Source organism: Adlercreutzia equolifaciens DSM 19450 (genome assembly GCF_000478885.1).
Classification (GTDB): domain Bacteria; phylum Actinomycetota; class Coriobacteriia; order Coriobacteriales; family Eggerthellaceae; genus Adlercreutzia; species Adlercreutzia equolifaciens.
On sequence record NC_022567.1, the window covers coordinates 1 to 25,118 of the forward strand.

General features: G+C 57.4%; 23 protein-coding genes and 1 tRNA gene. 21 read left to right on the forward strand and 3 right to left on the reverse strand.

Translation table 11 applies throughout. The annotated features are described in order from the left end of the window. From dnaA to AEQU_RS00035, 9 genes are all read left to right on the forward strand, one after another. Nucleotides 1-1,629: a chromosomal replication initiator protein DnaA gene (dnaA, locus tag AEQU_RS00005; RefSeq protein WP_022737974.1), complete on the forward strand. Its 1,629-nt coding sequence runs from the start codon at nt 1-3 to the stop codon at nt 1,627-1,629. A 411-nt stretch (nt 1,630-2,040) separates the two neighbouring features. Next, nucleotides 2,041-2,175, forward strand: a complete 135-nt coding sequence (gene rpmH, locus AEQU_RS12175; RefSeq protein WP_022737978.1) for a 50S ribosomal protein L34 — start codon at nt 2,041-2,043, stop codon at nt 2,173-2,175. Between the two features lie 11 nt (nt 2,176-2,186). Further along, nucleotides 2,187-2,573, forward strand: coding sequence for a ribonuclease P protein component (rnpA, locus tag AEQU_RS12180; RefSeq protein ID WP_084280241.1), 387 nt, complete (start codon nt 2,187-2,189; stop codon nt 2,571-2,573). Further along, a complete protein-coding gene (gene yidD / locus AEQU_RS12815) occupies nt 2,506-2,790 on the forward strand; it encodes a membrane protein insertion efficiency factor YidD (protein WP_084280243.1) in 285 nt (94 codons plus the stop codon). Before rnpA ends, yidD begins: the two co-directional genes overlap by 68 nt. A 28-nt stretch (nt 2,791-2,818) precedes the next feature. Continuing rightward, complete coding sequence (locus AEQU_RS00010; protein WP_022737989.1) at nt 2,819-3,595, forward strand: YidC/Oxa1 family membrane protein insertase; 777 nt, start codon at nt 2,819-2,821, stop codon at nt 3,593-3,595. Nucleotides 3,596-3,691: 96 nt separating this feature from the next. Then, nucleotides 3,692-4,279 carry a Jag family protein gene (locus AEQU_RS00015; protein WP_022737993.1) on the forward strand — a complete coding sequence of 196 codons (588 nt, stop codon included), beginning with the start codon at nt 3,692-3,694 and terminating at the stop codon, nt 4,277-4,279. A gap of 95 nt (nt 4,280-4,374) precedes the next feature. After that, on the forward strand, nt 4,375-5,049 hold the full coding sequence (gene rsmG / locus AEQU_RS00020) for a 16S rRNA (guanine(527)-N(7))-methyltransferase RsmG (protein ID WP_041714217.1): 675 nt from the start codon (nt 4,375-4,377) through the stop codon (nt 5,047-5,049). Nucleotides 5,050-5,168: 119 nt separating this feature from the next. Continuing rightward, nucleotides 5,169-6,164 (forward strand): ParA family protein, encoded by a 996-nt coding sequence (locus AEQU_RS00030; RefSeq protein ID WP_022738001.1) that lies wholly within the window; start codon nt 5,169-5,171, stop codon nt 6,162-6,164. Beyond that, nucleotides 6,157-7,209, forward strand: a complete 1,053-nt coding sequence (locus AEQU_RS00035; RefSeq protein WP_197536798.1) for a ParB/RepB/Spo0J family partition protein — start codon at nt 6,157-6,159, stop codon at nt 7,207-7,209. Before AEQU_RS00030 ends, AEQU_RS00035 begins: the two co-directional genes overlap by 8 nt. Nucleotides 7,210-7,381: 172 nt before the next feature. On the opposite strand, the gene rlmN is transcribed toward AEQU_RS00035, so the two are convergent. Continuing rightward, nucleotides 7,382-8,437: a dual-specificity RNA methyltransferase RlmN gene (gene rlmN, locus AEQU_RS00040; RefSeq protein ID WP_041714223.1), complete on the reverse strand. Its 1,056-nt coding sequence runs from the start codon at nt 8,435-8,437 to the stop codon at nt 7,382-7,384. Nucleotides 8,438-8,509: 72 nt separating this feature from the next. Between rlmN and AEQU_RS00045 the strand changes: the two genes are divergently transcribed. Further along, nucleotides 8,510-9,460, forward strand: a complete 951-nt coding sequence (locus AEQU_RS00045; RefSeq protein ID WP_022738009.1) for a D-alanine--D-alanine ligase family protein — start codon at nt 8,510-8,512, stop codon at nt 9,458-9,460. A 75-nt stretch (nt 9,461-9,535) separates the two neighbouring features. On the opposite strand, the gene AEQU_RS00050 is transcribed toward AEQU_RS00045, so the two are convergent. After that, nucleotides 9,536-10,174, reverse strand: coding sequence for a hypothetical protein (locus AEQU_RS00050; RefSeq protein WP_022738013.1), 639 nt, complete (start codon nt 10,172-10,174; stop codon nt 9,536-9,538). 141 nt (nt 10,175-10,315) lie between these two features. Between AEQU_RS00050 and AEQU_RS00055 the strand changes: the two genes are divergently transcribed. The 11 genes from AEQU_RS00055 to AEQU_RS00105 all read left to right on the forward strand — a co-directional run bounded on the left by AEQU_RS00055 (nt 10,316) and on the right by AEQU_RS00105 (nt 24,904). Continuing rightward, nucleotides 10,316-13,285 carry a helicase C-terminal domain-containing protein gene (locus tag AEQU_RS00055; protein ID WP_022738017.1) on the forward strand — a complete coding sequence of 990 codons (2,970 nt, stop codon included), beginning with the start codon at nt 10,316-10,318 and terminating at the stop codon, nt 13,283-13,285. A 15-nt stretch (nt 13,286-13,300) separates the two neighbouring features. Beyond that, nucleotides 13,301-14,536, forward strand: coding sequence for a hypothetical protein (locus tag AEQU_RS00060; protein ID WP_022738022.1), 1,236 nt, complete (start codon nt 13,301-13,303; stop codon nt 14,534-14,536). Nucleotides 14,537-14,597: 61 nt separating this feature from the next. Further along, nucleotides 14,598-17,726 carry a hypothetical protein gene (locus AEQU_RS00065; RefSeq protein ID WP_022738026.1) on the forward strand — a complete coding sequence of 1,043 codons (3,129 nt, stop codon included), beginning with the start codon at nt 14,598-14,600 and terminating at the stop codon, nt 17,724-17,726. Between the two features lie 19 nt (nt 17,727-17,745). Continuing rightward, nucleotides 17,746-17,821 (forward strand) — tRNA-Arg (locus AEQU_RS00070). A gap of 266 nt (nt 17,822-18,087) precedes the next feature. Further along, nucleotides 18,088-18,381, forward strand: coding sequence for a 30S ribosomal protein S6 (gene rpsF, locus AEQU_RS00075; protein ID WP_022738031.1), 294 nt, complete (start codon nt 18,088-18,090; stop codon nt 18,379-18,381). 46 nt (nt 18,382-18,427) lie between these two features. After that, complete coding sequence (locus tag AEQU_RS00080) at nt 18,428-18,937, forward strand: single-stranded DNA-binding protein (RefSeq protein ID WP_041714233.1); 510 nt, start codon at nt 18,428-18,430, stop codon at nt 18,935-18,937. A 20-nt stretch (nt 18,938-18,957) separates the two neighbouring features. Next, a complete protein-coding gene (gene rpsR / locus AEQU_RS00085; RefSeq protein ID WP_022738039.1) occupies nt 18,958-19,218 on the forward strand; it encodes a 30S ribosomal protein S18 in 261 nt (86 codons plus the stop codon). 17 nt (nt 19,219-19,235) lie between these two features. Beyond that, a complete protein-coding gene (gene rplI, locus AEQU_RS00090) occupies nt 19,236-19,820 on the forward strand; it encodes a 50S ribosomal protein L9 (protein WP_022738040.1) in 585 nt (194 codons plus the stop codon). A 180-nt stretch (nt 19,821-20,000) separates the two neighbouring features. Continuing rightward, nucleotides 20,001-21,392 (forward strand): replicative DNA helicase, encoded by a 1,392-nt coding sequence (dnaB, locus tag AEQU_RS00095; protein WP_041714730.1) that lies wholly within the window; start codon nt 20,001-20,003, stop codon nt 21,390-21,392. A gap of 9 nt (nt 21,393-21,401) precedes the next feature. Beyond that, nucleotides 21,402-22,682: a metallophosphoesterase family protein gene (locus AEQU_RS00100; RefSeq protein WP_022738048.1), complete on the forward strand. Its 1,281-nt coding sequence runs from the start codon at nt 21,402-21,404 to the stop codon at nt 22,680-22,682. After that, nucleotides 22,679-24,904, forward strand: a complete 2,226-nt coding sequence (locus AEQU_RS00105; RefSeq protein WP_022738053.1) for an ATP-binding protein — start codon at nt 22,679-22,681, stop codon at nt 24,902-24,904. Before AEQU_RS00100 ends, AEQU_RS00105 begins: the two co-directional genes overlap by 4 nt. Here the strand turns inward: AEQU_RS00105 and AEQU_RS00110 are convergent. Then, nucleotides 24,899-25,114 carry a hypothetical protein gene (locus AEQU_RS00110; RefSeq protein ID WP_022738058.1) on the reverse strand — a complete coding sequence of 72 codons (216 nt, stop codon included), beginning with the start codon at nt 25,112-25,114 and terminating at the stop codon, nt 24,899-24,901. The two genes, AEQU_RS00105 and AEQU_RS00110, sit on opposite strands and share 6 nt — an antisense overlap. Nucleotides 25,115-25,118 lie beyond the last annotated feature (4 nt).

The following is a 25,118-nucleotide window of genomic DNA, read 5'->3' on the forward strand; positions in this document are numbered from 1 at the left end:
ATGGATAGCGAGACGCTCAACGAACAATGGGCGCGCATTTGCGCCCAGGTCAAAAGCTACCAGGATATCGACCCCTCCCAGGTTTCCGCCTTTTTCTCGCGGCTCGTTCCCCAAGCCATGAGCGATTCCTTTCTCATGCTCACCGCCGACAACGACTTTATAAAGACATGGGTCGAGCAGCATTACACCGAGGTGATCGTGCGCGCGCTGCGCGATCTCACCGGCGTCGTATTCGCGGTGGCCATTGCCGTCGATCCTACTCAAGAGCAGCGCAAAAGCGCTGCCGTGGCACAACCCTCCCCAGCGGCTCCCCTTTCGGCACCCTCACAACCGATGCCGGCACCAGCACCTGCGCAGCCAGCGGCAACGACGATGGAGCCTCTCCCCTCTCAGCCCATCGCGGCATCTGCTCCCCCACCGCCGGCCTATGGTGCTCCCCTGTCTCAGGCGGCCCCCTTCGAACCATCCGGCATGGTCGCTCATCCCTTGGTAGAGGACGTCGTGGTCGATCACTACGCGCCTCCCGCGCCCGCACCGCTCTCCCAGGAGCCGGTCGCCGAGCGGTCTTCGAATCCCTCGTCTTCCCTCACGTTCGAGAACTTCGTTATCGGGGAATCGAACCGCATGGCCTATTCCATGGCCGTCGAAGTTGCAGAGTCCCCCGGACGGCTTCCCCTTAACCCCCTGTTCATTTACGGGAAGAGCGGCTTGGGCAAAACACACCTCATGAGGGCCATTCAGAACTACATCGAGGAAACGCGTCCCTCGATGCGAACGGTCTATGTGGATGCTCAGGACTTTGTCTCGAAGTACTCAGAGGCCGGCGCCATCAAGGATCAGGAGAAGGTCAGCTTCCGCAACTTCCGCGCCTATTACGAGCAGGCGGACATCCTCCTCCTCGATGATGTCCAGCACCTTCAAGGCAAGAAGGAATCCATGAACATGCTTTTCCAGCTGTTCAACACGCTGACCAGCCAGGGCAAGCAGGTGGTGCTTTCCGCCGACCGCGCTCCCAAGAACATCCAATTCGACGAGCGTCTGAAATCTCGCTTCTACAGCGGCGGCACCATCGATATCCAGCCGCCGGAAGTGGAAACCAAACTCGGCATCGTCAAATCCTTCACCGACGAATTCAGCCGAAGCGAGGGCCTGGGGAACTTCACCCTCTCCGACGACATTCAAATGTACATCGCCGAGAACTCCGGATCCAACATCCGCGAGCTCAAGGGCGCCGTGAATACCGTCATCTATCGCATGATCTACTGCGATCGCAGCGATATCTCCATCGATGAAGTGCGCGAGCTTCTAGCCAACCATTTCACCGGCGGCATGTCACGAAGCTTGACCGTGGAGGACATCCAGCGGGAAGTGGAGAACTTCTTCAAGGTGAGCCATAGCGACATGGTAGGCCCCAAGCGATCCCAATCCATTGTGAGACCGCGACAGATCGCCATCTACCTGTGCCGACAACTGCTCGACCTCCCCTACGGCGATATCGGCAAGAAATTCAATCGCGACCATTCGACCGCCATCCACTCGGCAACCAGCATCGAAGAGCGTTTGAAGACCGATCGCGATACCCAGGAAGAGATTGAGGTGCTGCAGAAGATCATCTGCGAGCTGGACTAGTTTGTTCACAAACTCTTGATAAGAAGGGAAAACCTGCGCATAACAGGACGACTTTTCAACGACAACGGGAGACAGCAGAGGATGGCCGCTAGCGCATGGTTCACAAGCGCGCTCGATAACTCACCAAGCAGTAAGTACGCTAGCAAGCTCCTCACCTGCGGCTATGCCAGTTGTCGACTAATCCACTCGCCTTATTGAGACTACTATTTGGATTCTATTTTTAGAATGCCTCCTCAATGGGGACTACTTTTTAGTTCTGCACAGCCGTTACCGGTACTTCATGGTTTCGCCTCCCTACCGCAACCCCCTTCGCAGCCATCTTCCTTATTCTTCTGTTCGCCCCGTTGACAGTACTTTTTTGCGTTGTATAATTCAAAAGCTACTCTTTAAACCATGAAAGGGAAAGAAACAATGAAACGCACCTATCAACCGAACAAACGCAAGCGCGCCAAGTGCCATGGCTTCCGTGCCCGTATGGCTACCAAGGGTGGTCGCGCTGTTCTCGCTTCCCGTCGTGCTAAGGGGCGCAAGCGTCTCACCGTCTAGGAGATCTTTAGGTGCAGACTATTAAATCCAGCACTGAAATCTCCCAGCTCTTCTCTACGGGGCATCGTCTTCATACGCCATACTTTACCGTTATTGTAGGCGCGCAGGACGACAAGCAGAGCAATCATGAGCGACACGGCCATTCCGGTCGTGTCGCTTTTATTGCGGGGAAGAAGTTGGGGAATGCCGTTTGGAGGAACCGCGCCAAACGCCGCTTGCGAGCACTCTGCATGGAGATGGGTGGGCCGTGGGCCGGCTTTGACGTGATATTTCTGGCAAAATCGGGCCTCACTCGGGCTTCTTATAGTAAAGTGCTGAAAGCATGCGGAAATGTCGCTGAGCGCCTTGCCCAAGGCGAAGGGAAGAACACCGTTGAAGAAGCTGCTCGTACGCATTAAGAGGGTTCCGACTCTGGTTGCTATCGGTCTTATTGTGTTTTACCGAATGGCTCTTTCACCACTCCTTCCCCCCTCTTGTCGCTTCATTCCCACATGTTCTGAGTACGGACTCATCGCGTTCAAGCGGTATGGGTTTTGCAAAGGGTTCGTGCTCACTGCAAAGAGGATACTGCGATGCCGCCCTGGCGGTCCGTGTGGGTACGATCCCGTTCCCTGAGTCGCCGGTGCATTTGGAAAGGTAAGTTATGTGGGATATCTTTAAAGACTGGATCTTCGACATTATCCAGTTCTTCTATAACTTCTGCCATGACTGGGGCCTGGCGATCATCATTGTCACGATTATCTTCCGTATCATCGTCGCGCCCCTCATGCATAAGCAAGCGAAGTCCAATTATGCTATGCAGAAGGTGCAGCCGAAGATTCAGGCCCTGAAAGACCGTTTCCCCGATGATCCCACGCGCCAATCCCAGGAGATGCAGAAGATCTACGCGGAGATGAAGTTCAACCCGCTCGCTGGTTGTCTTCCGATGCTGCTTCAGATGCCGATCTTTATTGCTCTGTTCCAGGTGCTTCGCGAGATGGGCGATCGCATTGGTGAGGGCACGTACTCCTTCTACAACTTGGTGCCGAATCTCGTCACGACGCCCTCCCAGGCCTTCGGCGAGGGATTCGGAACATTTGTTCCCTATCTCATTCTCATGATTATCTTTGCTGGCGCCACCTTCCTTCCGATGGTTCTTCAGCAGTTGAAAACCGAAAACACCCAGCAGAAAAATCAGACGCTCATGATGGGCGCGATCATGTCTCTTATGATGCTTTGGATTTCCTGGGGTTCGCCGGCGGGCGTGTTGCTGTTCTGGGGCGCATCCTCCCTTATCGGTATCGGTCAGAATCAGTTGACGCTTGCGCGATGCCGTGCTGCTGATCGGCGTAAAGAGGAGGAAGAAGCTCTCGTTGTCAAGCCGATAGAGGTTAACGTCACGCGCAAAGAGAAGAAGAAGCGTCCCAAGAAAAAGCGCTAGACCTTACTGATTTTAGGGAGTGTTTCACATGAAACACTCCCTTTGTACGTTCCGCGGCATCATTTCAACCGCGGTGTTTAAGGTTAGGAGCCTGTAATGACTGAAGAGTTCGAGGACATGATTGAAGAGGTAGAAGACGAGGTGGTGGAGGATTCTCAGTCTTCTGCAGACCCCATTAATACCGAAGAGGTTGTTGAAGAGGACGAGCTTATCGTGACGGACGAGATGCTCGATACTATTGCTGACACTGCTATCGCGGCGCTCCAAGATATTCTCCAGTACTTCAATGTCGGCGAAGTGACTATTGATGAATACGAGGGCGACGAGGGCGAACTGATTCTTGATATCAGCGGCAAAGATATGGCTGTCCTTATTGGTCGCCATGGGAAAACTCTTGACGCGCTGCAATTCATTGTGTCGATGATAACGGTACGTACCATTGGCTTCCGTTATCCGGTTATTGTCGATGTTGAGGGCTACAAGAACCGCCAGCGCCAGAAACTCGAGTCGATTGCTCACAGCTCTGCTAATCGTGCTGCTTCTCAGCACCGTAAAGTTGGATTGCGCCCGATGACTCCCTATGAGCGCCGGATTATCCACATTGCCTTGAGAGACGATGATCGCGTCGAGACTGTTTCTGAAGGAGAGGGCCCTTCCCGTCATGTAGTCGTGGTTCCTCTGTAAAAACTGTTCGGATACTTTTAACGTGCTGATGGGACGCGCAAAGCACGTCCCATTTCCTTTATTATGGACACGTTCGCCTATGGGAAGGAGTTGAGATGGCAGAAGATCAGACGATGAGCTTGATGCAACGCTATCTTGATTCAATCCTTGAAGCAAATAAGGTCACGAATCTTACTCGCATTACTGATGGGGAGCAAGCGTGCCTCCTTCATATAGAGGATTCGCTGGTAGGTTTGCCAGAGGTCAATGAAGCTCCTGCTGGTCTCTATGGAGACCTTGGCTCGGGAGGTGGCTTCCCTGGAGTTCCTCTTGCGCTTGCAACAGGAAGAAAGACACTTCTCGTTGACTCGGTGAAGAAGAAAATGGCTATTGTTCAATCTGCCCTCGATGATCTTTCGTTGAGTGAGCAGATTTCTACATCAAGCGAGCGCATCGAGGATCTTCCTCTGGAGTACAAGGAGAAATTTGCTGTCCTCACAGCACGAGCTCTGTCTAAGCTCGTTTCTCTTATAGAGCTTGCTTCGCCCCTTTTGAAAAAAGGCGGTCGCTTAGTGTGCTATAAGGCCCAGCTGTCATCAGAGGAGCTTGAGGAAGCGCTTGCTGTGCAAGACCTTGTTGGTATGAAAATGATCTCTCAGCGTGAGATTTGCTTGAGCGATGGAGAGACTACAAGAACGATTGTGGTGTTTGAGAAAATCGGCAAGCCACGCATCAAGCTCCCTCGAAGAATTGGCTTGGCTCAGAAACAGCCACTTCGCCCTCGAAGCTGAATATAGTATGTGATCGTGTTTCACGTGAAACACGATCAATTTGAATCCTTCTGTCGAACATCGCCTGAACCGGCTTGAGGCGATGATATACTGTGCTCCAATCAAGGAAGGAGGTTCCTGTGGGATTCTTTGATGGTCTTAAACGAGACACAAAACAAGCCCGGACTGTCGAAGAGGTTGATCGACCTCAGACTCAGGAACAAGAAGTGGTAGTCGCTGAAGAGAAACTCGTTGACGATCCTGAAAATATTGAAGTGGTTGTCAGAGAGGTTGAGGATTACGCAGCTCCTGTGATTTCTCAAGAACCTTTGAAGAGCTATAAAGACAAGGAGCCGGTGCGTCATGTTGTCGGACAGACGAAGATCATCGCCATCATTAACCAAAAAGGTGGCGTAGGGAAGTCGACAACGGCAATCAACCTTGGAGCTGCACTGGGAGAGATGGGCAAACAGGTGCTTCTTGTCGATCTTGACCCTCAGGGAAATTGCTCCAGTGGCCTTGGCGTTGAGAAGAGTCTCATACAGCAGTGCATCTACGACGTTCTCCTTAATGATGTTCCTCTTGAAGAGGTAATTATTCCTGATATCGCCGAGGGGTTAGACATTGCTCCTGCTACGATTAATCTTGCGGGAGCGGAAGTTGAGCTGGTCTCGGAAATGGCGCGAGAGAATCGCCTCAAGGATGCTGTGGGCGGTATGCGGGGCAAATATGACTTCATTCTCATCGACTGCCCGCCTTCTTTGGGTCTTTTAACAGTCAATGCTCTCGTAGCGGCCGATAAATTGCTTATTCCTATCCAATGCGAGTTCTATGCTTTGGAAGGTGTGACAAAACTTCTCGAATCAATGAAGCGTGTCAAATCCCGCCTTAATCCTACTCTGGATATCTACGGCATTCTTCTTACTATGTACGATAGCCGTACAACGCTCTCGAAGCAGGTTGTCGATGAAGTGCGTGAGTATTTTGGGCGCTTGGTGTTTGCCACGCCTATTCCTCGCACGGTTAAATTGTCGGAAGCTCCGAGTTTTGGGCAGCCGATTACCCAATATGATCCCAAGGGAAGAGGCGCTCTTTCCTATATTGAATTAGCGAAGGAAGTGATTGCTCGTGGCTAAGCCCGAACGTCGTGGAGGACTCGGTCGAGGTCTGGGTTCCCTCCTCCCCGGTTCCTATGAATCACCTGCCCCTGTTTCCCCTGCGCCTGAGCGCCAGAGAGTGACAATTGAGGTAGATGAAGAGGCAGTGCGAGAGGCCCCTATTTCCACACGGCCCGTACGAACGATGGTTGAGCTGGAGGAAGAACCAGTAAAGGTCTCTGAACCCTTTGTGCGAGAAGCCATTATTGAGGAATCAAGGATTGAGGAGGTTCCTGTACGGGAAACTGATGAGGTGGAGATTGATAGAATCGCTCCTAATCCCGATCAGCCGAGAACCCAATTTAAAAAAGAGGAAATAGAAGAACTCGCTGCTTCTATTGAAAAAGATGGTCTGCTTCAACCTATTCTTGTAAGACAAATAGCCGATGGCACTTATCAGATCATCGCCGGTGAGCGCCGTTGGCAAGCCTCTAAGGCTGCTGGCCTTAAGAAGGTTCCCGTTCGTATAAAAGAGGTTGATGACGACCAGGCTCTCGAGCTTGCGTTGATCGAGAACATCCAGCGCTCTGATTTGAACCCGATAGAGGAGGCCTACGGATACCGTCGGTTGATGGAGCGGCGCTCGATGACTCAGGCAGAAGTGGCGCAGGCAGTTTCCAAGGGTCGTTCGACTGTCGCCAATGCACTTCGACTTCTTGATCTTCCTGAAGAGGCTCAGCAGCTTCTGTTTGAGGAAAAGATCACGGCGGGCCATGCTCGTGCCATTCTTTCAGTGCCCACAGCTGAAGGTCGTCTTTCCTTGACTCAGAAGATTATCGATAATGGTTTGAACGTGCGCGAAGCGGAGAATCTTGCTCGCCTTATGTCAGGCAAAAAGGACAGCTCTGCTTCAGCTCCCCGTGAACCGATGCCTGCGGTTTACAAGTCTGTGGCGAAGACCTTACGCGAGACACTGAAGACTAACGTGCGTGTGAAATCGTCCAAAGGAAAGAATAAAATCGAGATTGAATTCAAGGATGAGGAAGATTTGCGACGACTCTTCAGTGAGCTTGTTGGTGAGTAACTTCCAATAGCATTTAATAACTAAGAAAAGAGTCTGTTTCACGTGAAACAGACTCTTTTCTTTTGTTGAAAGAAGTCGTTATAGACCCTAGTATGAGGTAAGGGAAAGCACTTTACATAACATGCCATTAGTTATCTTTGTTTCACGTGAAACATGAGAAGAGAAAGACGAGTTAACGAAAGGTTTCTTGCGCCAACTTGTTTTTTAACTGACCACATGCTCCGTCGATATCAGCTCCGCGGGATTTTCTGAAACTTGTTTCCACACCATGGTGGCTCAGCGTCTCGACCCAATGCTTTGCAGTTGCTGGTGAGGCGGCTTGTAGAGGAGATCCTTCTACGGTGTTCACCGGGAGAAGGTTGACATGGCAGAGTAGCCCATCGCAGAAGTCGAGAAGTGCTTGAAGATCTTCTTCTGAATCGTTGACATCCTTGATGAGGAGATACTCGAAGGAGATACGACGGTTGGTCGACTGGGTGTATCTCTCCATAGCCTTTTTAAGATCCGAAAGAGGTTGCTTTGTCACTTTCGGCATAAGCTGATCACGCTTCTCCTGTAGAGCCGAATGAAGAGACACGGCGAGCGTGAATTGTTCTGGCTCTTGGGAGAGACGATCGATCCCATCTATGATGCCGCAAGTAGAGAGCGTGATATGTCTCGCTCCGATATTAAAATCGTCCCTGCTGTTTAGAATGTGCAAAGCAGCAAGAACTTCATCGTAGTTAAGGAAGGGTTCCCCCTGACCCATAACAACGACATTGCTTACCCGTTCTTGGAAATCCTCTTGGACGAGAGCCACTTGGGAGATGATTTCTGCAGCCGTGAGATTCCGTGTAAGGCCTTCGCGGCCAGTTGCACAGAACTGACAGGCCATAGGACATCCTACTTGAGAGGAAACGCATACTGATAGCCGATCAAGAGAGCCGTCTCGATGGTAGACGGGCATGCCCACCGTCTCAACTAATGAGCCGTCGGCCAGGGTCACAACATATTTGCGTGTCCCATCTAAGGAAACTTGTCGGTCAAAAATTTTTACCATCTCCAGCGGAAAAAACTCAGAAAGTTTCGCCCTGAGGTCTTTCGGAAGGTTGGACATGGCATCGAAAGAAGCCGCATGATGGCGGTGAACCCACTCGTGGATCTGTTTTGCGCGAAAGCGCGGGTATCCCCACGAGGTAACAAGATCCTCGAGTTCGGCTTCTGTAAGCTTTATCAGTTCGTTATTCATAGGTTCATTATAGACGGTGGCGTTGCTCTGATATACTGCCTCCAGAGATTTACCGTCTGGAAGGAATGCTCCATGGCAGCAGTAGTTGAACCCGCAAAATGCCGCGTCGCCCTCTTAGCTGGAGGAACCAGTGGGGAACGCGAAATTTCCCTTGCATCGGGCAAAGGTGCCGGGGAGGCGCTTCGTGAAGCGGGGTTTATTGTTCAGGAGTTGGATCCGGCGAAGAAGGATCATTTGAAAAAGCTCATTGAGGAGCCCTTCGACGTTGCCTTTCTCTGTCTTCACGGAAAAGGCGGCGAGGATGGCGTGCTCCAGGGATTTCTGGAAACGATCGGTCTTCCCTACACGGGACCAGGTGTGTGGTCAAGCGCGACGGCGATGAACAAGGCCCAATCCAAGCTCTTTTACCAGCGCGAAGGCATTGCTACCGCTCCCTATCAATATATCAAGAAAGGAGAGGAATATTCCGTTCATGAGCTTGCATTGGCTATGGGCGGAACCTGTGTCGTGAAACCGGCTACCGAAGGCAGCGCTTTGGGCATTTACATCGTGGAAGGCGAAGAAGCTATTGCTGATGCCATCGAGCGTGTGTTCGAAATTGACGAGCTTGTTGTCGTTGAGAAGTATATTCAAGGTACCGAGCTCACGGTTGCCGTGTTGGGAAGCAGGGATCCTTTCGCTTTACCTGTCATCGAGATTGTTCCTAAAGCTGACTTCTATGATTTTGAATCGAAATATGCGCCCGGCGGTTCGCAGCATATCTGCCCGGCACCTCTCGATGAGGAGAAAACCAAGCAAGTAATGGACGCCGCTGTCGGCGCCCATAAGGCATTGCAGTGCAGTGGCGTGTCGCGTTCCGATTTCATTCTCGACGAGGATGGCATCCCGTGGATTCTGGAGACCAATACCATCCCTGGCATGACGGCGACTTCGCTTCTTCCCGATGCGGCCCGGGCGGCAGGCATCAGCTTCCCTGAGTTATGCACGAAGCTCATTGAATATGCTTTCGAGGAGGGAGAGTAAGCGCTTGCGGCCGAGGGGCGACCAAGGTCGCCCCCTACGGTTACCGATTAGATAACTAAAACAAGTGTTCTCGTTTTAGAACACTCCGCAAGATTTCAGGCCGATGATGATGGCGGCAACGAGGGCAAGGAGAAAGGCCCAGCTGAGAATATAGCAACCTTTATTGCCCGTGCGTCCAGCCTCCACGAGGCCGTCGATGAACCCTCGGCGCGTTTTGAGCAGCGCCATGCCTCGTTGTTTCTCGGGGAGAGGCTCGCGCTCGCTCGGAAGCCATGTGCCGTTCGAATTGATGATCTCGTCGACAGCTGGCCCCTTCAACGCCAGCTTCGGGCGAATGCCCTTACCGATAAGCCCGCAGACGCCGTCGATGAACTGGTTGAATTCTTCTGCGTAATGGGGGCTGTACCCGACAACTGCGGCTTGTCCCCAATATTCACCTGGCTCAGGTGTTTCCGTGAAGGCGACAAAGGAGAGGATTCCCACGAGTTCCAGACCTTCCGCTGCAAACAGGCTCAGTTCGCGTGAGAAACTGTCGTCGAAGTAACCGATAGTTTCGTTGAACTTGTTGATAAGCCAAGCGCGATGGACACCCTCGTCCATAGTGAGATTGATGCGGTATCGGTCTCCCACGAGGGTGTTGGAACCCATAAGCACCGCCGCATCTTTCTTTGAGACCGTTCGAAATGTTTGATATGTACCGAAATACCGTTCCATGAATATTCTCTCCGCCCTGGCTGATACAATACCGTGAGTTGTCGAGAACACCATAACCGAGCCCGATGAATCAGGGAACACTCGCTAGGCCGAGGTTCCTTTTTTTCACCACCAAGGGCGCCGCGAAAGATAGGCTGCGCTATGTCACGTGACACCACCCCCCTCGAAAGACAGCTGAAGAACTTTATCAGCGACGGAACGCCGTCGGAGATTATCGCGCGCTACGAGTCGCTGCCCGAACGGGCCCAAAAGAGCGATTTTGGCCGGTTCGATAATAATGTCGTTGTTTTGGATACGGAAACCACGGGATTCTCTCTCGCCCATGATGAGTTGACGCAGATTGCAGCGGCACGGGTGGAAAACGGCGAGATTGTCGACTGGTTCGTTACCTTCGTGAACCCGGGAAAGCCCATTCCTGAGGATGTTGCCCATCTCACCGATATTCACGATGAGGATGTGGCTGACGCTCCCTCGGCGTCCGAGGCCCTAGCCGATCTGGCCGCTTTCGTAGGAGACGCCGTCGTCGTGGCCCATAATGCCGAGTTCGACCGCAATTTCACGACGAAGCATCCGACGGGCTATCCGCTGCTCGAGAACACTTGGGTCGATTCCCTCGATTTGTCCCGCATCGCGCTGCCCCGCATGAAATCCCATCGACTCATCGATCTCGTGAAGGCCTTCGGTGCTCCTCGGTCAACGCATCGGGCTGATGAAGATGTGGCGGCGACCTGTGCCCTCCTGCGTATTCTGCTTGCTGCTGTGGAAGCCATGCCGACTATGTTGCTGCGGGAAATCGCCTCTATGGCGGAACCGAACGATTGGCCAACGGTTGTGGTGTTCAAGTATTTTGCCGAGCGCGCGGTTGAGACGAGCGAGGAGAAACCGCTTCCTTTCTCGCTGCGCACCCTGCGTCGCGAACGTGTAGGAAAAACCGATCTAAGACCGCTCGTGGATGCCGATGAAATCGCCGCCGATCCAGGACGATCTCTCTTGCTCCCCACGGCCGATGCTGTGGCCCAAGCGTTCACCGCTGAGGGCGTAGTAGGTTCCCTGTACGAAGAGTACGAGCAGCGCGGCGAGCAAGTGGCTATGGCCGAGGCAGTGCGCAATGCGTTTGCCCGATCGCGCAATCTTATGGTGGAGGCAGGAACAGGCGTGGGCAAATCCATGGCCTATCTTTTGCCGGCAGCCATCATTGCCCGAGATAACGGTATTAATGTCGGCGTAGCTACTAAGACGAACGCTCTCCTCGACCAACTGGTCTATCATGAGCTTCCCGCTCTTTCGGAGGAGCTCGGTGCCGACCTCACCTATGCTGCTCTCAAGGGGTTCTCCCATTATCCCTGTCTGCACAAGGTGGAGCGCCTCGTTGTGGAAGGCCCCGGCATGCGCACCGTGGGGAAGGAGCAAAAACCTCAGGCTCCGGCCCTTGCCGCCTTGCTTTCCTTCATTGAGCAGACGGCTTACGACGACATCGACGGCCTGAAGATCGACTACCGCACGCTGCCGCGCTGGATGATCACCACCACGAGCCACGATTGCCTGCGTCGCAAATGCCCGTTCTTCGGCACGTCCTGCTTCGTCCACGGTTCGCGCCGCAAGGCCGAGGCCGCCAATATCGTCGTTACCAACCATAGCCTCCTGTTCTGCGATCTTGCCGCCGACGGAGGCTTGCTCCCGCCCATCCGCTATTGGGTGGTGGATGAGGCACACAGCGCCGAAAGCGAGGCACGGCGCGCATTTTCCCTTGAGTTGGCAGAGGAAGACATTCTCTCCCTCGCGCGCCGCGTAGCTTCCGAGGAATCTCGGCGCAACGTCTTCGTGCGGGCGGAGCGCACCGTTGTCATGCCGGGCAATGAATCCTCGACGACGCTGTTCTATGGGCTCACGGGGAAGGCGCGCCGTGCGGGCGCTGAATTCGGCGAAGCGGCCCAGGCGTTCTGCAAGGCGCTGCCCGACCTGTTCTTCTATGACACCAATAAGCGCTCGAAGGGCTACGAGACGGTGGATCTTTGGTTGAATGACGAGATTCGCCACGGCTCTCTCTTCCAAAACATTGCCCGTCTTGGTCGCGCCATGGCCGAGCGCGCCGAGAAGATGGTGACGGTTTGCCAGGAACTCGTGGGTTATTTGGAGGACGTTGAAGGCGCCGCCGTCATTCAGCGCGAAATTGCCTCCATTGCGATGGAGATGAAGGAGATCATTCAGAACGTCGAGGTCATCTGCACGCAATGTCCCGAGCGCTATGTGTATGCGGCGAGCTTAAGTCGCAAGACCGATCGTCCGCAGAACAAGCTGGAGGCCTTGCTCGTATCGGTGGGGGAGACGCTGAACGAGACCTTGTATGCGCGGACCCATTCGGTGGTTTATGCGTCGGCCACGCTGACCGTTGACGGCAGCTTCAACAGCTTCTCCCAGGCCATGGGGCTGAACGAGAGCGAGTTTTCCGTTGCCGACGAGCTGCTGCTTGCCTCAAGCTACGACTTCGACAATCAGATGGTTGTCTATGTTGTCAACGATATGCCCGAACCCAATGATCCGAGTTATCTCGGTGCTCTGCAGCGCCTGCTCATCGACGCTCACCGTGCCCAGAACGGGTCGATGCTCACCCTGTTCACGAATCGCCGCGAAATGGAGAAGTGCTTCGAAGAGGTGCAGCCGGCTCTGAAGGGAGACGATTTGCGCGTCGTGTGCCAGAAGTGGGGCGTGTCGGTGAAGGGCCTGCGCGATGACTTCCTCGCCGACGAGCATTTGTCCCTTTTCGCCCTAAAGAGCTTCTGGGAAGGATTCGATGCGCCGGGCGCCACGCTGAAGGGTGTCGTGATACCGAAATTGCCCTTCTCGAAGCCGACGGATCCCCTTTCTTGCGAACGGGCCGCTCGTGACGATGCCGCCTGGCGGCGCTATGTCCTGCCAGCGGCAGTGTTGGAAACGAAGCAGGCAGCAGGCCGTCTTATTCGCAAAGCTGATGACCGGGGCATTCTGATCCTTGCGGACAAGCGTCTTATTACGAAGGGCTACGGCAAGACGTTCCTGAGATCACTTCCCAGCCAGAATATCCGATTCCTATCGGCGGCTCAGATCGTCGACGAGATAGCAGCGCGCCGCTAGGGGAGCATTCTGGTTATGGCAGCGAAGAGGGCGCATCATCCGATGCACATAAAGCGGCGCACGCGGGGGTCTTCCAACGAGATTTCCTTCAGCGTGCTCGATGCCGCCCGTGAGGCTCGCGATGCCGAGGAGCGCGATCGGCGCGAGGGAGGCTCGGGCGGCCCTTCTCTTTTCACATTGGGGAAAGGGAAGAAGCCTCGGCCAACACCGGTCAAAGGGCAGTCCATCGTCTTGTCTGGCGAAGCTCCCGCATCTCCATCAGCCTCTTCTTCCGCTGTTGATAGAAAAATGAGGGGCATCGTGCCCGTGTTCGTGGTGGTGTGCGCCCTTTTGGTCATCACGCTGGTGGGCGGCCAAGCTCTTATGTCGATGAGGGAGCAGCAGAAGTCTCTGCTTGATACCCTGAATGATCAGGTCGACATCATCAAGAGCTGCGATGAATCCCTTCTTCCCTTTGACGAACTGGTTATTGAACAGTGCGATGCCAAGCGCCTTTCCCCCTCGGCGACGGGAGACGCCGCGCCTTCCGCAGAAGCGCTGAACGAGGGGTATCGTGCCGTTGTCGCGGAGATCGCCCCGATGAGAGCCCAGTTAGAGGACTCTATCGCATCCATGGAGACGCTGCAGTCGTCGCTGAGCGACAATGACGATAAGGAGGCGGCCTCTCAGGTGGTGACGGCCGCTCGCTCGCGCCTTAATATGCTGGATGCGGGGGTCAGTATCATCGAGGAGTCGATGATGGCGACAGAGGCGTTCCTCAAAGCCCGATCGGGGTGGAATGCCGTGATAAACGCCGATGCGGCTATTCGTGAAGCCACGGCGTTGGCTGAAGAGATGAGCAAGGAGAACATTCTTGCCTCGCAGGCTAAGGGCAACGAGGCTCTGGCGTTTTTGGCAGAGGCTCAACAGGATTTCTCTCAAGCCGAAGCGGCCTATCCCGGCCTCGATTTGTCGGCCTTTAAAGCCTACGTGGCTAAAAGAATAGAATCGCAGCAGGCAGCCCTTGCTGCCGACGAGGCCTATCTTTCCCGCAACAAGGAAGAGCTCGAGGCTCAGAACAGCCGCTATAACGCGTTGGAGGAGGAAGCGGCCGCCTTGGCCCAAAAACTCGGGGAAGATGACCCGGAGCAAATCGTTGCTCTTCGATTCTACGAGGAGATCGAGGCCGACCAGGGCGCCTATGAAGCCGAGCGCCTAAAAGCGGGAAATGCTGACGCCTTTCTTCGTGAATATCTCGGAACGGCCTCGTAATGGCGTATACTTACGATAATTATGTCCATAGAACCCTCTTCACCGAGGAAAGGCAACGTACATGGCCGAATTGAACGAACATGTCGCATATCTGTCTCAGGAGATCGGCCCCCGGCCGGCGGGTACTGAGGAAGAACAGCGTGCGGCTCTTTACATAAGTGAGCAATTTTCCGCCGAGGCCGGTCTGACGACTGCTATGGAAGACTTCCAGTGCAACCCCGACAGCTCGCTTCCTCGAACGCTGTGCAGTGGTGTGGCAGTATTGGTGACGCTGGTGGCAACGATTGTTGGGGCGCTGGCTGTTCCCGCCATCGTGGTGTCCCTCATCTGCGCTGCGTTGGCAGCTGCTGAGGTGTTCGATAAGCCGGTGCTTTCGCGGCTTTTGAACCGTGGTGTGAGTCAGAACGTCGTCGCGCGCTACCTGCCTGCGAAATCGCCGACGCGAGCGAGTCGGAGACGCAAGGTGATCGTGGTGGCGAACTACGATAGCGGTAAGGTGCGACGCGATTTGAACGGCGCGATGCCGGCGGTGCTCCCCATCCTTTATTGGGTTGAGCTGGCGATGCTGGTGGTCATGCCGCTGCTTTTGGCGATTCGAATGGTGCTCGCTCCCGACGGCACCGTGCTTGTGGTGTTCAACGTCCTTCTGGCTGTTGCCATGGTGATAGCGGTTTTGCCGGTTGCGTCGTTTCTGCTTGAGAAGTTCGCGAACTACAACGAGGGCGCAAACTGCAACGCCGCAGGAGTGGCAGTGCTTTTGGAAGTCGCCTCTCGCGTCGCTGCCGCTCGGGATCTTCCCGATGCGCCCGAGCCAACGGTTCATGGCGAGGCGGCCGCCGTGTCGGCGGGACTTGTTCCCGAGGGTGCGGAGATTGTCTACCATACGGGGAATACTTCCGAGGATTTGGGAACCTCCATGGAGTCGGCTGCCGAGCGCCTGGCGGCCGCCAAAGCTGCCGTAGCGGCGTTGTCGGGGAAACCGGTGTCTGCAACGCCTGCTGAGGTGGCAACAGAGGATGAATCTCCGGCGAAGGGAGAGGAAAACGGTACCGTGGAGGTTTCTCCGGAAGAGAGCTTAGCTCCATCCTCTGCCGTGGCCGTCGTCCCTGTTGCTGCTCCTGCCTACGTGGCGCCTGCTGAGCATCAAGTGCCTGAATGGTTCAAAAAGGGTCAGGAGCAAGCCAAGAAGCCTGCTAAGGAAAAGCCCGTGCAGCGGTCGCGGTATGCCACGGCTTTGGAGCGGGCCGAGGAAGAGATTAACGCGCGCGAAGAACACGAGCGTCGCAACCTCGACGAGCTTTCCGAGCGTATGCGTGTTATGCGCGCTTCAGTGCAGGCGGCTTCGGCAGCGGCTGGCGCAACACCCACCGAGATTATGGACAGTGTGGTTGCGGACGAGAGCTCCGATGAGATTTCTGCTTCGCCTTCTGCGTCGGCTGTTAATGAAGAGGCATTGCCCTCGTCGGCCCCGGTATTGCCAGCCATTGAGGTGCCGGCGGTTGAGGCCGATCAATTGCCGTCTCCTTCGAACAACACGGTCTCCGCGATGTTGGCCGACATTCCCGCCATCGCATCCGAGCCGGCCTCTTCGGAAACCGGGACGTCTGCCTCGAAGCCTGTCGTGCCTGCTGTACCGGCTGTACCTGTTGTGCCCCAGCCGACCGATGACCCCGATGTGACGGTGCGAGATGGCCAGCGTCCGTTGACGGGCGCCACTGTGGCGGTTCCTCCCATTGATCTTTCGACGCCTGATGCTTCTGCTGCGCCTGCGGGCGGGCAGCGCGTGGTGGTGCCCTCGGTGGGAGAAGTGGCCGAGAATCCGGCTCCAGCTCCGGCCGCTGCCCCCCGCCGGCGCCGTGCTATTACGCTGCCCAATATCGGCATCTCCCAAGAGCTTCCGCGCATCTCCATGGATGATTGCCAGCAAGCCGCTCCTCTTTCAGAGGATCGCCCCGAGCATGATGGTCGCGTGCATGACTTGAGCGCCGTCATCCCCTCGGTGACGACGCCCGAGCCGTCGCCGGCCGTTTCAGGCACGCGGGAAGCGGCGCTGCTCGACGCGCTGCCGTCTTTGGGAAGGACGACAACGACGACTGATCCAGCGCTTTCCGGCAGCATCAGTCTTGCGGGCACGTTTTCTTCTATGGGGGCGACGGGAGCGGCCGCGCCTATCGGCGATGAGCTTTTGGAGAATGCCTCCGAGAACGATATGTATGTCGAAGATGTTGATGACTCTGCTTATGTGGAGCAGATCACCGAGACGGGAGCCATGGCTGGTCCTGGTTATGTGGAGATGCCCAAGAGCCGCTTCGGCGGTATCTTCGGCAAATTCCGCCGCAAGAAGCGTGAGGAAGCATCCAGTCCGCAGGAATGGCTCGATGTCGAGGAGAGCTTCGATGCCCGCGAAGTTGGAGCAGCGCGCGGCGGCTGGGAGAGTTTCCGCGAAGAAGGCGATATCCAGGCTTACGACGAAGAGTATTTGGACGCCGACGCAACGACAGCGTTTTCTCCCGAATTTGACGACGATTTTGCCGAGGACGGCTTCGATGCACCTCGCTCTTCGCATCGCCGCGGCCGCCATTTCGAGGGTGGGGCGTTCTCCCGTGATCAATTTGACGATGAGTCCGAAGGCGAAGAAAACCAGACAAGTGCCGCCGATCCGTCCAGTGTGTTCGGTGAAGGCCTGCCCGCCGATTTCGTCTTTGAGCCGACGCCGGAAATCGAGCAGATCGAGCAGTTCCACAGCGACCGCATCGATATGGAAGTGTGGTTCGTGGCGCTCGGATCCGAACTTGCCGGCAATGGCGGCATGAAAGCGTTTATGGCTGCTCATGAGGCTGAGCTCAAGGGCGCGCTTATCGTGGAGCTGGAGGCGTTGGGTGCCGGCGAGCTGACGCTGATCGACAAAGAGGGCACCTATGTTCCCAAGAAGGCCTCGAGCCGCATGAAGCGCTTGGTTCGCAAGGCCGGTCAGGCCACCGGGCTGAAAGTGCCCGAGGCTACGATGGAGTGGCGCAACAGCGCATCGGCCTACGCCTTGAAGCACGGCCAGCAGGCCCTGCATTTGGCGGGCATGGATGGCAGAAAGCCGGCATTCTTCGCCGAAGAGGACGATGTCATTGAAAACATCGACAACGACATGTTAGCCTTGAACAGCGATTTTGTCATGGAAGTGCTCAAACATATCTAGCGACGAAATCCAGATATCCGCCCCCGTAGCTCAGCGGATAGAGCGTCGGTTTCCTAAACCGTGCGTCGGAGGTTCGAGTCCTCTCGGGGGCGCCATGATGTGAACGGCGGAGCTTCGGCTCCGCCTTTTTTGCGACGCCCATACGGTCGGCGCGAGGAACGAAACGGGACATTCCCGCGTCATTTTTACGGTTCGCTTGGTTTACCATGGCCCCAGCGACCGAGGCAATGTGTGCTTACCGTGATGGAGAAATGCAGGTTCAACCGCAGCGGGGAAAGCTCTGCTAAGATAGCAAGGCTATTCCTGCTCCGGTGTGTGCCTTCACCAGCCCGGAGCCGTAAAGTCCAAAGGAGGTGAGCTGATGAAGGCGTATGAACTGCTGTTTATTGTTGCTCCGACGATTGACGACGAGACGCGCGCTGGCGTTATGAAGCGCATCGAGACGACGATCACTGACGCCCAGGGCGTGGTGGACAACGTCGACAATTGGGGCAAGCGTAAACTCGCTTATGAGATCAACGGTCTGTCTGATGGCGACTACACTCTCATCGATTTCCATACTGACCCGCAGAGCATTGCCGAGCTCGATCGCGTGCTGCGCATCAACGATGCCGTTGTGCGTCATATGATCGTCGCCCGCACCGATCGCGACTAGTTGGAAACTGAGCGTTCTTAAGCGCTCACCATGAGAAGAGGTAGAAATGAGCATTAATCGAGTGATCATCAGCGGCAATCTGACCCGCGACCCCGAGCTGCGCAGCACCCAGTCCGGCATGGACGTCATGAGCTTCGGCGTGGCCGTGAACGACCGTCGTCGTAACCCCCAGACCAACGAGTGGGAGGATTATCCGAACTTCGTTGACTGCACCATGTTCGGCAATCGGGCTCGCAGCTTGCACCAGTACTTGTCCAAGGGCACCAAGGTGGCCATCGAGGGCAAGCTTCGCTGGAGCCAATGGGAGCGCGATGGTCAGAAGCGCAGCAAGCTCGAAGTCATCGTTGACGAGCTCGAATTCATGTCGAGCCGCAACGGTGGCGGCGCTCAGTCCTACGGCGGCGATTTCGGCGGCAACCAGGGCTATGCTCCGGCGGCTCCGGCCTATAGTGCTCCGGCTCCCATGCCCGCACCGGCTCCGGCGCCCGCGCCCATGCCCGCTGCACCGGTTATCGACGCTTCCTCTTCCGTGTACGATGATGACATTCCGTTTTAAGCGAAACGAAAGAGGTTAATATGGCCGATTACGCTAAGCAGCCTCGTCGTAAGTATTGCCAGTTCTGCAAGGACGACGTGGAGTATATCGATTACAAAGATACTCAAATGCTGCGCAAGTACGTTACCGATCGTGGCAAGATCAAGCCCCGTCGCGTGACCGGTGCCTGCACCCAGCACCAGCGCGACATCGCGGAAGCTGTTAAGCGCGCCCGCGTCATGGCTCTCATGCCCTATGCCGTTCCCGCTGTCAGCGGCCGTGGCGATCGCCGCAACCGCTAGGCGAAGGGAGGAGAACCATGAAAGTTATTCTTCTGAAGGAACTCCAGGGCAAAGGCGGCGAGGGCGACGTCATCGACGTCAACCGCGGCTTTGCCAACAACTTCCTGCTGACCCAGGGCTACGCCGTGAAGGCTACTCCGGGCAACCTGAAGCAGCTTGAGGAGCGCAAGAAGAACATCGCCAAGCGCGAGGATACTCGCATTGCCGATGCCAACGCTCTGGCCGAGAAGCTGAACGACGCTACGGTGCGCGTTATCGCCCAGGTGGGCGAGGAGGGCGTGCTCTTCGGTTCCGTCACTGCTCCTCTGGTGGCCGACGCCATCGCCGAGCAGCTCGACATCGAGATCGATCGTCGTCGTGTGGAACTGGGCAAGCCCATCAAGATGACCGGTACCTACCAGGTGCCCGTGTCGCTGTACCGCGACATCAAGGGCACGGTGACCGTGATCGTTGCTGGCGAGTCCGAGGCCGAAGAGGCCATCGACGCTATCGAAGAGGCTATCGATATCGCCGAGACTCCGGCCGACGAGATGGTTGAAGTTGACGGCGAAGTTGCCGCCGACGGCACCGTCGAGGTTGAGGTGACCGAGACCGAGGAGTAGTCCTCGTCTTGCGAGACCCTTTGATGGCCCCTCTTCGGAGGGGCCATTTTCTATAATGAGCCTGTTTCCCGTGAAACAGTGGCGGTAAGCCGAGTTCCGGCGTTCGCGGGAAGAAACGCGATACAATAGGCGCACCGACGACGCGAAGGATGTTTCATGCCCTACCAGCCTCAGCCTCCCATGGATGCCAACAATACGCCCGGACTTGCGCCCCGCGCGCAGTTGCCTCAGAACATCGAGGCCGAGCAATCGGTGCTCGCCGCCTGCCTGCTCAACGGGGAGGTGACCGAAGAGGCGGTCATGCGGCTGCGTCCGGAAAACTTCTTCCGTCCGGCCCATCGCATCATCTTCGAGGCTATCATCAGCCTCACGAACCGCCATATCCCCGTTGATCCCATCGCTCTCGCCGACACCTTGAAGTCCACGGGACAGCTGGAGGCCGTGGGCGGCCGCGCCTATCTGGCCGAGCTGGCCGACAACACCTTCTCGCTCACCAGCTGGGAGCGCCATGTCGACATCGTCAAGCGCCAATCCATTTTGCGCGAGCTCGTGTTCGCCGCCACGCAAATTAACGCTCTGGCCTACGACGCGCCCGATGATTTGGATCAGGTGGTGGAAGAGGCGGAGAAGACGCTCTTCAACGTAACCGAGAAACGCGTCAGCTCGTCGTTCCGCAAGATGGATGAGTTGGTAAGCGACGCCTACGAGGAGATTTCCCGTCTCGCCAATCAGAAGGACAAGATGGCCGGCGTTCCCACGGGCTTCAAGGACGTCGATGAGCTGTTTCATGGATTTCGCGGCGGCGACCTGGTTATTCTGGCGGCGCGTCCCGGTGTTGGCAAAACCTCCTTCGCTTTGAACCTGGCCACCAATGCGGCGAAAGCCGGCGCCGCTGTGGCGTTCTTCTCCTTGGAGATGGGCGCCGAGCAGCTGGTTCAGCGTATCCTGTGCTCCGAGGCCCGCGTGAATCTCTCGAAGCTGCGCAGCGGATTTATTGCCGAGGGCGACTGGGGCGCTTTGGCCGAAGCCTCGGGCAAGCTCTCCCAGCTGGACATGTTCATCGACGACACCCCGGGCCTTTCGGTGCTGGAGGCCCGCGCCAAGGGGCGCCGCGAGCTGCATGGCCTGAAAGAGGGCCAAAAAGGTCTTATCATTGTGGACTACCTGCAGCTCATGCAGCCGGGCCCCATGACGGCCAACAAATCCACCAACGACCAGGTGAGCGAAATTTCCCGCGGACTCAAGATCCTCGCCAAGGAAATGAACATGCCGGTGCTTGCCCTGTCGCAGCTGTCCCGCGCCATCGAACAACGCGGCAAGGACAAGCGCCCCATGCTTTCCGACCTGCGCGACTCCGGCGCCATCGAGCAGGACGCCGATATCGTCATGTTTATCGACCGCTCTATGAACGAAATCGAGGCGGAAAGCGAATCGCGCCCCGACTTGGGCATGGCGAAGCTCATCGTCGCGAAGCACCGCAACGGTGCCACCCGCGACATCGACTTGGCCTTCAATCCCGAGTTCACAAAGTTCATGGACTTCATTGACGACTCCCGCGTGGGCAGCTTCTAGGGTCTGTTCGTGCCGGAGACGCTGACATTCATTCACGCTGCCGACCTGCACATCGGCGCGCCGTTTCGCGGCCTGCGGGCGCTGTCCGACGAATGGGCGCGCCGTTTGGTCGACGCCATTCCCGGCGCGTGGGATCGCGTGGTGGAAGCAGCCGTGTCGCGCAAGGTTGATTTCATGGTCGTTTCCGGCGACATCTTCGATTCGGTTCGCGCGTCCTATCGCGACTACCTGCGTTTCTTCGACGGGCTGAACCGCTTAGACGCGGAGGGCATTCCTTCCTACCTGTGCACCGGCAACCACGATCCGCTGAGTCTTTGGCAGCAGGATTTCTTCGCGTTGCCCCCGTCCGCCACGATGCTCGCCGCAGATCGTCCCGATTTCGCCCTGTACGAGCGCGACGGGCATCCCCTTGCGGTCATCGGAGGCCGCGGCTACCCGAACAAGGTGTGGTCGCCCAACGAGAACATCGCCGAGGGTATCACCCGCGCCGCCGCCATTCGGGCGCTGGGGCCGCGTGCCGCCGAGGCGCCTTTTGCGGTGGGCGTGCTGCACACCGGGCTTACGTTCGATCCTGTGAAGGCTCCCACCGACCCCGTGGCATTGCTGCGCGCCGGGTTCGACTACTGGGCGCTCGGGCATATTCACAAGCGGTGGGTCAACGACGAGCGCGCGCCGCGCATTGCGTTTTCCGGCTGCATTCAAGGGCGCGATGTGCGCGAAACGGGTCCGCGCGGTGTCAACCTCGTCACGCTGGCGGTTGACGCGCCGCCGAAGGTGAGCTTCATCCCCACGGCCTCGGTGGTGTGGGAAAAGGTTCGCATCGACGTCTCCGATTGCACGAACATCCCGGCTCTGGTGTCCAAAACCATGCGGGAGCTGTTCGCGGTCAACGGCGACGCCTCCTGCGAGATGATGGTGTCGCGCATCATTCTCACCGGAGCGACCTCCCTTCACGAGGTGCTCGGCCGCCCCGGGGTGCTGGAAGAGGTGCGCGCCTCTTTGAACGATGCGTACTCGGAATTCTACTGCGATAGTCTCATCGACGAGACAACGGCTCCCATCGATGAAGAGGCGTTGCGCGCCGAAGGGCTGTTCCCAGCGGTGTTTCTTCGCACCGTTGATCGGCTCTCCGAGGATGTCGAAGGGCAGATCGACTATTTGCAGGAAGAATACCTCGCGCGCAACGTTCCCCTTACGGCGGCGCTTTCCGAGAAGAAGGCGCGCCAGCTCACGGACGAGGCCGCCCGGCTTGTGCTCGACTTGCTGCTGCAAGGGGGCGACGACCGATGACCGAGCCGCGCATCTACCTCCGCTCTATTCACTTGGAGCGCTTCGGCCGCTTTCACGATACCGTGGTCGGGCCCTTCGGCGATCGCATGAACATTGTCCTGGGCGCCAACGAGGCGGGCAAGACGACGGTGGCCTCCTTTGTGGGCGGCGTGCTGTTCGGTTGGGAGGAGGCTCGAGGAAACCGGAACACCTACAAGCCCGAGGGGGCCGAGCGAGCGGGCTCGCTGCTTTTCGCGCGGTCGGCGGGGGCGGACGCGAGCGCGGGTGCGAGGGAAGACGAGGAGACGTTCGTGCTTTCCCGCGCCCGCAATGCCGACGGCCTGCAGGGAGACACCTTCCTGGTGGAAGACATCGACAAGGACACCTATCGCACGATGTTTTCCCTGAACAGCGATGAATTGCGCTCGCTGCGCAACACGACGGACACGACGGCGAAGTTGCTGACGGCCGGTTCGGGCACAGGCTCGTCGCCGGCCCACGCCCTCGCTCATGTGAACGAGCGCTTGGCGGCATTCACCTCCCGCGCCGCCTCGGCCGAGCAGTCGATCCCCCAGCTTCTGGCCCGGCGCAACGCCCTGCGCGCCGAGCAGCAAAGCGCGGCTGACGTCGCCGATGCCTATCGCGCCCAAGATCGCGAGCTGCACGAGCTGGAGCCCGAGCGCGCCGCCATGGGAGAGCGGGTGGAAGAGGCCAACCGCATGATTGAGGCGCTCACCATGGCCAAAAGTTCTCTGGCGGCCCTGGATGCCGAACGCGACAAGCTTAAAGGGGATGTCGCCCGGCTGGCCAAGAGCGAGGAGGAGGCAGCCAGCAACTACGAACTTCACGAGCGCTCCTGCGGGCGGCGCCTCGCGCGCCTGACGGCCTCCGACGAGCGGGCCTTGCGTGGTCGCTTGGAAAACCTCGCGACCCGTCAATCGCGGCAGGCCCATGCCGTGGAGGTGGCTCGCGCGAACTACACGTCTTCCGTGGCGGTGTACGAGGCGCTGCAGGAAACGGCCGACGATGAGGCCGATCGCCGCAGCGAGCGATCGAAGAGACGCATTCAGGTGGCATTCTGCGTGGTCATTCCCGCCGTGCTGTTTCTTCTGGGTGTCCCTCTTTTCATCGAGGGTCGTGCCCGCGGTGCCCTCAGCTATATGGCCATCGGATTTCTCCTCTCCGTCTTCGCGGCGCTTATGGCCACCGGCGGCTTCGCCCTGTTGTTCCGACCGAACAAGGAGGAAGGCGCCCGCAAGGCCCGTTTCGACGACGCCCATTGGGTGATGATCCAGGATAAGAAAAAGCTGGAAGCGTGCCAGGCTGAGGAGGAATCGGTGGCTGCGCAGGTACGCGAGGCGCTGGATGAGGAAGGGCTGGGCGAGGCCCAAGGGTCGGTGCGCCAGGCCCGGGCGCTTCTTGACGAGGCCCGCGAGGCGCGTCAGGCCATGGCGCTGTGTCGCCAGCGCCAGCAAGCGGCGGCGGCGCGGCGAGCGGATGCCGAGCATCGCCTTCAGGAAATCGCCTCTGAACGAGCGGCGGCGCTTCAGCGCGCCGGATTGTCGCCTGAAAGCGGGGTAGGCGATGTCGAGGAGGAGCTCGAGCGGCGCGTTCGCCAGCGCACGGGGCTCATTGAGGCGTTGGAGTCCATGAACCAGCGAGCAGGGGAATTGGCCGCCGTCCTCGCCCAAGCCGAAACGGAGCGCGACTTCGATCGCATCAAAATTGAGGTGCAGGAAGTGACCACGCGCTTGGAAGAGGCGCGCACCGATTTCGCGCGATTGCTTCTAGCCAAGCACATGCTGGAGGCGGCTATTGCCACCTGGGAATCGAAGCGCCAGCCAGAGGTGTATCTGCGGGCGAGCCGGTTGCTGTCCCTCATGACCGAAGGGCGGTGGACTCGCGTGAGCCTTACGCGCGAGGGCACTCTGGAGGTAGCCGACGCCCTTGGGCGCACGCGCCAGCCGGTGCATTTGTCCCTCGGCACGTGCCAGCAACTGTATCTGGCCCTGCGCATTGCGCTGCTCACCTGCGCCGATAACGTGGGGCGGGCCATTCCCATCCTCGCCGACGACATTCTCGTGAATTTCGACGAGCAGCGCCGGCTGGGGGCGGCCCGCGCTTTGGTGGAACTGTCGGAGCAGCGCCAGGTCATTCTCTTCACCTGTCACGAAGGGGTCGCGAGGGCCTTGAAGAAGGCTGCGAAGCAATCAGGACGCCCGGCGACGGTGATCAACCTATAGATTAAACGGGTGTGGCTGCATGAACTCAGTCACCAGAAAGACCACGAAGGACAGCACGAGCAGAATCCCCACAACGATGCTGAAGATGCGCCGGTTGCGCTGCAGGCGTCGCAGTGCCGTGCGCCTTACGAAGGCCCGATCGCCCTCGGGCGTGCCCAGGGGAGGATCTGCCGCAGGGGGCGTGCGGCGCGGTGGCTGGTTGTCGGTCATGTAG